Origin of the sequence: Aurantiacibacter zhengii, assembly GCF_003584125.1 — a bacterium.
GTDB classification, from domain to species: Bacteria; Pseudomonadota; Alphaproteobacteria; order Sphingomonadales; family Sphingomonadaceae; genus Alteraurantiacibacter; species Alteraurantiacibacter zhengii.
In genome coordinates, this window is sequence record NZ_QXFL01000002.1 from 410,724 (window position 1) to 419,437 (window position 8,714).

The 8,714-nt window shown below is 63.0% G+C and carries 11 protein-coding genes and 1 tRNA gene; 7 read left to right on the top strand and 5 right to left on the bottom strand.

Going from position 1 to position 8,714, the window contains the following annotated elements; translation table 11 throughout:
* The first annotated feature begins 5 nt into the window (after window positions 1-5).
* The 4 genes from D2V07_RS05595 (at window position 6) to D2V07_RS05610 (ending at window position 4,459) form a co-directional block, all read left to right on the top strand.
* Entirely contained in the window at window positions 6-623 is a 618-nt protein-coding gene (locus tag D2V07_RS05595) for an SOS response-associated peptidase (RefSeq protein WP_119585573.1), read from the top strand.
* A gap of 229 nt (window positions 624-852) precedes the next feature.
* Window positions 853-1,761 carry a phytanoyl-CoA dioxygenase family protein gene (locus D2V07_RS05600; RefSeq protein WP_119585575.1) on the top strand — a complete coding sequence of 303 codons (909 nt, stop codon included), beginning with the start codon at window positions 853-855 and terminating at the stop codon, window positions 1,759-1,761.
* A 112-nt stretch (window positions 1,762-1,873) separates the two neighbouring features.
* The gene (locus D2V07_RS05605; RefSeq protein ID WP_407641583.1) at window positions 1,874-2,953 is read left to right on the top strand and encodes a glycoside hydrolase family 43 protein; all 1,080 of its coding nucleotides are present in this window, start codon (window positions 1,874-1,876) and stop codon (window positions 2,951-2,953) included.
* A gap of 126 nt (window positions 2,954-3,079) precedes the next feature.
* Window positions 3,080-4,459 (top strand): NAD-dependent succinate-semialdehyde dehydrogenase, encoded by a 1,380-nt coding sequence (locus D2V07_RS05610; protein ID WP_119585579.1) that lies wholly within the window; start codon window positions 3,080-3,082, stop codon window positions 4,457-4,459.
* 82 nt (window positions 4,460-4,541) lie between these two features.
* Here D2V07_RS05610 and D2V07_RS05615 read toward each other — a convergent pair.
* Window positions 4,542-4,618: transfer RNA gene (locus tag D2V07_RS05615), tRNA-Arg, on the bottom strand.
* Between the two features lie 58 nt (window positions 4,619-4,676).
* Here D2V07_RS05615 and D2V07_RS05620 point away from each other — a divergent pair.
* Window positions 4,677-5,396 carry a queuosine precursor transporter gene (locus D2V07_RS05620; RefSeq protein ID WP_119585581.1) on the top strand — a complete coding sequence of 240 codons (720 nt, stop codon included), beginning with the start codon at window positions 4,677-4,679 and terminating at the stop codon, window positions 5,394-5,396.
* 22 nt (window positions 5,397-5,418) lie between these two features.
* Here the strand turns inward: D2V07_RS05620 and D2V07_RS05625 are convergent, their stop codons facing one another.
* From D2V07_RS05625 to D2V07_RS18995, 3 genes are read right to left on the bottom strand one after another with little or no spacing between them, the layout of a single operon-like run.
* Window positions 5,419-5,637 (bottom strand): PspC domain-containing protein, encoded by a 219-nt coding sequence (locus D2V07_RS05625; protein ID WP_119585583.1) that lies wholly within the window; start codon window positions 5,635-5,637, stop codon window positions 5,419-5,421.
* Window positions 5,634-5,756: a hypothetical protein gene (locus D2V07_RS18990; protein ID WP_267899742.1), complete on the bottom strand. Its 123-nt coding sequence runs from the start codon at window positions 5,754-5,756 to the stop codon at window positions 5,634-5,636. The genes D2V07_RS05625 and D2V07_RS18990 overlap by 4 nt, the downstream gene beginning before the upstream one ends.
* A gap of 40 nt (window positions 5,757-5,796) precedes the next feature.
* Window positions 5,797-5,925 carry a hypothetical protein gene (locus tag D2V07_RS18995; RefSeq protein WP_267899743.1) on the bottom strand — a complete coding sequence of 43 codons (129 nt, stop codon included), beginning with the start codon at window positions 5,923-5,925 and terminating at the stop codon, window positions 5,797-5,799.
* 224 nt (window positions 5,926-6,149) lie between these two features.
* Between D2V07_RS18995 and recF the strand changes: the two genes are divergently transcribed.
* Window positions 6,150-7,235 (top strand): DNA replication/repair protein RecF, encoded by a 1,086-nt coding sequence (gene recF, locus D2V07_RS05630; protein ID WP_119585585.1) that lies wholly within the window; start codon window positions 6,150-6,152, stop codon window positions 7,233-7,235.
* Here the strand turns inward: recF and D2V07_RS05635 are convergent.
* The gene (locus D2V07_RS05635) at window positions 7,232-7,969 is read right to left on the bottom strand and encodes an arylesterase (protein WP_119585587.1); all 738 of its coding nucleotides are present in this window, start codon (window positions 7,967-7,969) and stop codon (window positions 7,232-7,234) included. The genes recF and D2V07_RS05635 overlap by 4 nt on opposite strands.
* 27 nt (window positions 7,970-7,996) lie before the next feature.
* Between D2V07_RS05635 and D2V07_RS05640 the strand changes: the two genes are divergently transcribed.
* Window positions 7,997-8,710 carry an ABC transporter ATP-binding protein gene (locus D2V07_RS05640; RefSeq protein ID WP_119585589.1) on the top strand — a complete coding sequence of 238 codons (714 nt, stop codon included), beginning with the start codon at window positions 7,997-7,999 and terminating at the stop codon, window positions 8,708-8,710.
* The last annotated feature ends 4 nt before the right edge of the window (window positions 8,711-8,714 follow it).

Below are 8,714 nucleotides of genomic sequence, written 5' to 3' on the forward strand. Positions count from 1 at the left end.
CGCGGATGTGCAACCTCTATCGCATGTCCAGATCCCAGGACGAGGTCGCGCACTTTTTCGATGCGATAGCGCAGGACATGGCGGTATCACCGGGCGGCAATGCACCGGAATTGGTGTACCCCGGCTATCCCTCGATGGTCCTCGCCGAGGGGCGACTGGCGCAGATGACCTGGGGCTTCCCGCTCGCTCGGAAGGGCGTGAAGGGTCAGCCGCTAAAACCCAAACCGGTGAACAACGCGCGTAGGGACAAGCTGAAAAGCCCGTTCTGGCGAGCGAGCTTCGAAAATCGCCGCTGTCTCATCCCCGTCTCCGACTTTGCCGAGGCCGAAGGTTTGCCGGGCGGCAAGACCCGTACGTGGTTCTCCCTCCCCGACGCACCATTGATGGCGCTAGCCGGGTTCTGGCGCGACAGCGCGGAATTTGGCCGGGCCTATACGATGGTGATGACCGAGACGAACGAACACGTGCGCGGCGTGCATGACCGGATGCCGGTTATCCTGCCAAGCGAAGCCTGGTCCACCTGGCTGGACGGAACGCCACAGGACGCCTTCCAGCTTTGCCGCCCTTACGACGCGCACATGCTGGTAACGCGTACCCAGGAGCCTTGGGCGGGACGGCGCTAGACCTCGACGATTTTTTTGGAGGAGGTCTTCGGGGAGGCGGAGCCGGGAGACTTGGTTGGGGACCATTTGATCGGCCCCGCCTCGTTCGAAGAACCATTGGTTACGCCTATAACATTGCACACCGCGTGCCAGTTTTCGCGTTGCGAGGTTTCCTGCGGGAGTCGATGGTTCACAAAATCTTTACGCCTGCCCTGCATGTAAAATTCTCCGACATTCAGCGGGAAGCACGATGCAGCCAGTTCCACTTTATCTCAGCCCGAATTTCGAGCGGATTGCGGCAGACCTCGATGAAGACGATCTCGAACTGTTGAGGCTGTTCGCCCGTGACGGCTACGTGGTGATCGACAGCGACCTGCCCGATATGGACGGACTGGCAGCGCAGGTGATCGAAGAACTGGATGGCCTCCACGACGGGCGGCACCGCGTGCAGGACGCCTGGCAAGAGTGCGCTGCCGTGCGCACCATTGCCACGCATGGCAAATTCCTGCGCTTGCTGGAGATGCTTTACGGACGGCCCGCTTTCCCATTCCAGACGCTGAATTTCAACGAAGGCTCCCGCCAGCGCACACACAGTGACACACTGCATTTCGATTCCCTGCCGCGCGGGTTCATGGCCGGGGTGTGGGTGGCGCTGGAAGATGTGGATGCCGACAACGGTCCGCTGCAATATTATCCCGGCTCGCATCGCCTGCCCCATCTGGAACTGGGCGAGCTGGGTTCACGTGATGCGCGCAAGGGCGGACGTGGAACCTATGGTTTCTACCACGAGGTTTACGAACCGGCGATCGAGGCGCTGGTTGAGCAGCAGCGCTTCCAGCCGCAATTCGGACATCTGAAAAAGGGCCAGGCGCTGATCTGGGCCGCCAATCTCCTCCATGGCGGCGCGCCGGTGAACGATGCCGCCCGTACCCGCCACTCACAAGTTACGCATTACTATTTCGACGGCTGCGCTTGGCTTACGCCGATGGGCGGCGATGCCCTGTCCGGCTATTCGATGTTTCGCCAGCCAATCGACATTCGCACGGGCAAGCGGCGCGTCGGCACCTACGGACAGGAACGCATCGGCCTGCGCCATCTCGCCTGGCACCGCGCCCGGCGGACGGCTTCGCGCTTCCTGGGGCGCTTCGGGCGGAGTTGATCCTGCGGCGTGCCGGCTTCCCTGCCACGGCGCCTCTTCTGTCCAACCCGGCCTTGAACTGGCGCGAATATGTGTCATGGTAGCGCTACCAATTTACCGGGAGAGAAATGCCGTGAAGCTTGCCCTCGCAGTGCCCCTGATCGCCTCTGCACCATTACTGGCCGCCTGTGTCGCCCAGACCGAAATGACCGCCCCGATGGGCGATCCACGCTACATCGCGCAGCCATTGACGGACGAAATCTATACCGCCGATCCCTCCGCGCGCGTCTGGGACGATGGGCGGATCTACATCTACGCCAGCCACGATGTCCCCGTCGCAGAAGAACTGATAGGCACGGCAGAGGCATTCGACATGCGCGACTATCGCGTTCTGTCGATGGATCGGCCAGGCGGTGCGGTGACGGTGCATCCGGTCGCGCTGGATGTGGCTGACGTGCCTTGGGCCACGCAGCAGATGTGGGCACCCGATGCCGCCTACAAGAACGGCACCTACTACCTCTATTTCCCCGCCAAGGATGCTGACGGCGTGTTTCGCATTGGCGCGGCAACATCTCCGTCCCCTACCGGTCCGTTCACACCGCAGGCCGCGCCGATCGCGGGCAGCTATTCCATTGATCCGGGCATCCTCGCCGATAAAGATGGCGAGCATTACATGTACATCGGCGGCATCTGGGGCGGGCAATTGCAGCGCTGGCAGGACGGCAGATACGACCCTGCTGGCTCCGACACCGATCCCACCCCGGCGGGGCAGCCCGCCATTGCGCCGGTCGTCGCCCGAATGGACGACACAATGCTGCAATTCGCGGAGACCCCGCGTCCCATCGAAATCCTTGATGAAAGCGGCGAACCCATCACCGCCGACGATCTGGATCGCCGCTTCTTCGAAGGCGCGTGGGTATTCCGGCGCGGCGACACCTACTACTTCACCTATTCCACCGGGGACACGCACTATCTGGTCTACGCCACGGGAAGTTCACCCTACGGTCCGTTCACCTATCGCGGTCGCATCCTCGAGCCGGTGGAAGGGTGGACGACACACCACTCGATTACCGAAATCGATGGCAACTGGTGGCTGTTCTACCACGACACCCAACGCTCGGGCCTGACCCATCTCCGCAATGTGAAAATGACGCCGCTGACGTTCCGCGACGATGGCACCATCGTGCCGATCGATCCGACACCCGGAGATTGATCGCACCGCAAACAGGCCGCAAAGGTCCGCTCACCGCAGACGCGGCCTCTCCCGTCGCGCCGGTCGGACCCTTGCGCATGCTCATGCGTCTTTCTTGCAAAGCACACTTTCAAGGAAACCGCATTCATGGGCACGATCACGACTGTCAATCCCGCCACTGGCGCCGATATCGAAACATACGAAGAGCTTTCGCAGGAGGATGCGAAAAAGAAGGTGGATGCCTGCCACGAAGCCTTCTCCAAGTGGAAGCTTGTGTCGCGTGAAGACCGCGCCGAGACCATCAAGGGTCTTGGCAATGCCCTGCGCGACAACAAGGAAGAGCTTGCCCAGCTGATGACCGAGGAGGTCGGCAAGCTGATCAAGGACAGCCGTGATGAAGTGGAGCTGTGCGCTGCCATCTGCGATTACACCGCAGGCTGCGGTCCCGCCGAACTTGCGCCCGAACCGCGCGATCCTTCCAATGCCGGCCGCGGTATCGTGACCTATGAGCCTATCGGCGTCATCTACGGTATCCAGCCGTGGAACTTCCCCGCCTACCAGGTGATCCGCTATGCCATCGCCAACCTGATGGCGGGCAACGGCGTACTGCTGAAGCACGCGTCCAACTGCACCGGCAGCGGCCTGATGATCGAGAAGATCTTCCGCCAAGGCGGCCTGCCCGAAAACCTGTTTACCGTGCTCGTCATCGGCCACGACACTTCGGATGAAATCATCAAGCACGACAAGGTGCGCGGCGTCACGTTGACCGGCTCGGACGATGCGGGCCGGCACATCGCCGAAGCTGCAGGCAAGGTACTCAAGCCCACCGTGCTCGAGCTTGGCTCCAACGACGCTTACATGGTTCTGGAAGACGCCGACCTGGACCTGGCCGCGAAGGTTTGCGCCCAGGCGCGGCTGTACAATAACGGCCAGACCTGCATCAACGGCAAGCGCTTCATCGTGACCGAGAAGGTCTACGACGAATTCCTCGAGAAGTTCGTCGCTCGCTTCGAAGCGGTGAAGACCGGCGATCCAACCGCCGCCGATACCGATATGGGGCCCATGTCGCGTACCGACCTGCGAGACGACGTGCATGAGCAAGTGGAAAAGAGCGTCGCCAATGGCGCCAAGATCGCCTGCGGCGGCAAGATCCCGGACGGTCCCGGCGCGTTCTATCCCGCGACCGTGCTGACCGACGTGAAGCCCGGGCAGCCCGCTTACGACGATGAGATTTTCGGCCCTGTCGCCTCCGTTATCAAGGCGAAGGACGACGATGACGCGATGCGCCTGGCCAATGACAGCCGCTATGGTCTTGGCGGCGGTATCCTGTCGAAGGACGAAGACCGCGCCATCGAGCTCGCGTCCAAGCATTTCGATACCGGCATGGTGTTCATCAATGTCTACGGCGTGGCCGATCCCTCGATGCCGTTCGGCGGAGTGAAGAACTCCGGCTACGGGCGCGAGCACGGCGGACTGGGCATGCGCGAGTTCACCAACGCGAAGAGCATCTTCGTCGGAAGCGCCTGACCCAAGCCGGGACGAACCGCTCGACCTTCACCGAGCCAATGAAAAGGGGAGCGACTCTTGCGGAGTCGCTCCCCTTTTTCGTTGGCGCGCCCAGCAGGAGTCGAACCTGCGGCCTCAGGATTAGAAGTCCCGTGCTCTATCCAGCTGAGCTATGGGCGCGTCGCATGGCCCTCTAACCATATTTGCGCACGGCGCAAAGGGCGCTAGCAACGCAGGCATGGCCAAACCCGCCCCCGCAGCCCCGCCCGAACATGCGCGTTTTCGCTATTTCGATCTCGTCATGGCCGCCTTCGTGGTGGTGCTGGTACTTTCCAACGTTATCGGAGCAGCAAAGCTTTCCACCGTCGCGGGCTTTACATTTGGCGCAGGGATCCTGTTCTTCCCGCTCTCCTACGTGATCGGCGATGTGCTGACCGAAGTCTATGGCTATGCCCGGGCACGGCGTGTGATCTGGGCGGGCTTTGCCGCGCTCGTCTTCATGGCGGTGATGAGCTTTGTGGTGGTCGCCCTGCCCCCATCCGCAAGCTGGACCGGCCAGGCCGCCTACGAGCAGGTGTTCGGCCAGGTTCCGCGCATCGTGCTCGCATCGATCACCGCTTTCTGGGCAGGCGAGTTCGTCAATTCCTATGTCATGGCCAAAATGAAGGTCTGGACGAAAGGCGAGAAGCTGTGGACCCGCACCATCGGCTCCACCGTGGTGGGCCAAGGCGTCGATAGCCTGCTGTTCTATCCCATCGCCTTTCTCGGCGTTTGGGAAACATCGGACGTGGTACTTGTGATGGTGACGAACTGGGCGCTCAAGGTCGGCTGGGAAGCCGTGCTGACGCCGGTCACCTATCGCGTGGTCGCCTTCCTGAAGAAGCGCGAGGGCGTCGAGATCTTCGATACCGACACCGATTTCTCTCCCTTCGCCGCACGCGAGACGCGCGAAGGATAACATGGCGAAATGGCCGCCGGCGTCAGTTCGCCAGCAGCCAGATCGCGAGATAGATTAGGATGAAGCTGCCGAACCCGGCCACGGCACCCACCAGGAACACCAGCCGAACGATCAGCGGGTTGATCCCGAAATACTTTGCTATCCCCCCGCAAACCCCGGCGATCTTGCCGTCTGCACGGTCGAGCTGGAAGCTTTTCGTGGAGGTCGGGCGTACTGCGTTGTTGGGGTCGTACTTGCTCATGCCAGCAGACCCACGACGCTGGTCGCATTCGGATTGGCAAAGCTGCTCACCAGCAGGGTGAACGTAACGGCCACGGCGGCAAGGCCGGCCATCAGCTTGGTATGGAATTCGTTGGTCATGTCATTCTCCTTTCGATGGGTTGGTTGTGGTGCCGATGCTTCAGGCGAGAAGGCTGCCGATGATGCTGGCCTGCTGGGTCGAGAAGCTGCTGACGAGGATCGTCGTGGTCACGACAACGGCAGCGAGAGCGGCGGAAATGCGGGCGGTGAAGTCATTCGTGAAAGTCATTTTGTTTCCCTCTTGTGTTAGATCAGAACTGTTTCGTCCCATGTCCCTAACATTGCAGAGGGCGTGCCAGTTTTGAAAAACCGCAGAATTCTGCCATTTTTGTTCAGCCTGTAGAAAGGTTCGGCACCGCGCAAACCTATATGTTGGGAATTTTTACCAACTTTCAGCGCCCGTAATTCCTGTGGCGTGAGCGGGCCCGCTGGAATACTGGTGCAGCCGCAACCATGGCGCTTGATCGCATCACCCTTTCCACCTTCCGCAATCACGCCGGAACCCAGTTGGATGACGCCCGCCAGCTTAACCTGCTCGTGGGTGAAAACGGCGCGGGCAAGACCAACATTCTCGAAGCCCTCTCCCTTTTCGCACCCGGTCGCGGCATGCGCAGGGCATCCCTGGCGGACATGGCCGCGCAGGACGGCCCGGGCGGCTTTGCTGCTAGCGTCTCGCTCAATACGGGCGACGGCGGGGAACCGGTGAAGCTTGGCACGGGCATGGCCGCTGATCGGCCCGGCAGGCGCATCGTGCAGGTCAATGGAGCGGAGGCGACCGCGATCAGCCTGGGCGAGTGGCTGGCCATGGGCTGGCTGACACCGGCCATGGATCGCCTTTTCGCCGAAAGTGCCGGTGCGCGTCGCCGCTACATGGATCGTCTGGCCGTCGCTCTTGAGCCCGCGCATGCGCGCTACGCCAGCCGCTATGAGGCTGCGCTGCGGGAACGCAATCGGCTGCTGTCGGACGAACGTGAGCCGGATCCGGCGTGGATGGATTCGATCGAAGCGCAGATGGCGGAAGTCGGCGCGGGTCTCGCACAGGGCCGTGCCCGCCTTGTCGGCGCGCTTACCGCCCGATTGGCCGAATTACCCGAGGCACCCTTCGCGCGACCCCTGCTGACTTACGAAGCCGGCGGGGAACTGACCCGTGAAGGTCTGGCCGGTCACTGGGGCGATACCCGCGCCCGCGATCGGGCGGCGCAGCGCACGCTTTCTGGCCCTCACCGCGACGAGCTGGGCGTCACGATGGCAGGCAAGATGATGGCAGCCGCCGAATGTTCGACCGGGGAGCAGAAGGCGATGCTGGTGGCGATCACCCTTGCCCACGCCGAACTCGCCGCACGCGGGCGCCCCGGTGTGCTGCTGCTGGACGAAGTGGCCGCCCACCTCGATCCCGTACGCCGCGATGCCCTGTTCGACCGGCTGCGCGCCAGCGGCACGCAGGTTTGGCTTACAGGCACCGAGCGCGCGCCGTTCGAAGGGATACTGGACGAAGCCGCCGTCTGGAGAGTGACCTCTGGCAGGGCCGAACGGGTCTAGCTCTTTTCGTCGGGCAGGGCTTCCGCCACCGTGTCCAGCGTGGCGGCAACCATGTCCTCGATACCCTCGGCCGTGGGATGGATGCGGTCGGCCTGCATCAGGTCGGGATCGTCAAACACCGGCTCCATGAAGAAAGGCACCAGTGCGGTGCCATATTGCTCCGCCAGGGCCGGATACATGCTGTCGAACTGGCCGACGTAGTCCGCGCCCAGGTTTGGCGGCGCACGCATGCCCATCAGCAGGACGGGGATATCGCGCGACTGCACTTCCTCGATGATGGCGGCCAGGTTCTGGCGGGTCTGGTCGGGAGAGATGCCGCGCAACAGGTCGTTCCCGCCCAGTTCGATGATAGCGAGATCGATATCGGCCTGCGCGTTGTCGAGCACGAAGGCGATGCGCTGGCGACCCGCGGCCGTCGTATCGCCCGACACGCCCGCGTCGATCACGCTGGCGTTGATGCCGCGCCCTCGCAACGCGCGTTCCAGCACCTCTGGATAGCCCTGCGCTTCCTCTACGTTGTAGCCTGCCATCAGGCTGTTCCCGAAACCCAGAATCACCCGTTCCGGCCCCATCACGGGCAGCGGCGCTTCCAGTTCGGCCTCGGTCGCAGCGGCAGTCTCGGTTTCTGCAACCGGCGCTTCTGCGCCGCAGGCGGCCAGCGCCAGCGCGAGAGGGACCAGGATCGACGAAGCGCCGATGGGCCTATACCACCGACTTAGGACTCGCTTGCTCATGCCCCATAGCTATGCCATCGCCGCCCCGTGACAAGTCCTGACACTGCGAAACCCGTCATCGCCGCCACAGACCTGCGTCTCACCCTTGGTGAGGGCGAGGCGGCGGTAGAGATCCTGCGCGGCATCGACCTGCAGGTCGCGGCAGGCGAAACACTCGCTCTGCTCGGCCCATCGGGCAGTGGCAAAAGCTCGCTGATGGCGGTGCTTTCCGGGTTGGAGCAGGCCTCCTCCGGTTCGTTGCTGGTAGCAGGCGAAGATTTCACCGCGCTTGACGAGGACGCCCTCGCCCTCGCCCGCCGGGGCCGCATCGGCATCGTGCTGCAGGCCTTCCACCTGCTGCCTACAATGACGGCGATAGAGAACGTGGCCGTGCCGATGGAACTGGCCGGCGACGAAACCGCGTGGGACCGGGCAGCGCAGGAACTGGAATCGGTTGGCCTCGGCCACCGCCTCACCCATTACCCGGCCCAGCTTTCCGGCGGCGAACAGCAGCGCGTCGCCATCGCCCGCGCCATCGCGCCGCGCCCGCCGCTGATCTTCGCCGACGAACCGACCGGTAACCTCGATGCGACCACGGGGGACAGCGTGGTAGACGTGCTGTTCAAACGGCGAGAGGAGACCGGTGCCACGCTGGTAATCATCACGCACGACCGCCACCTGGCCGAAATGTGCGACCGGGTGGTGACGCTGGCCGACGGCAAGATCGCTTCCGACACTGCCAAGGTTTCCGGGGCGGCGTGACCGG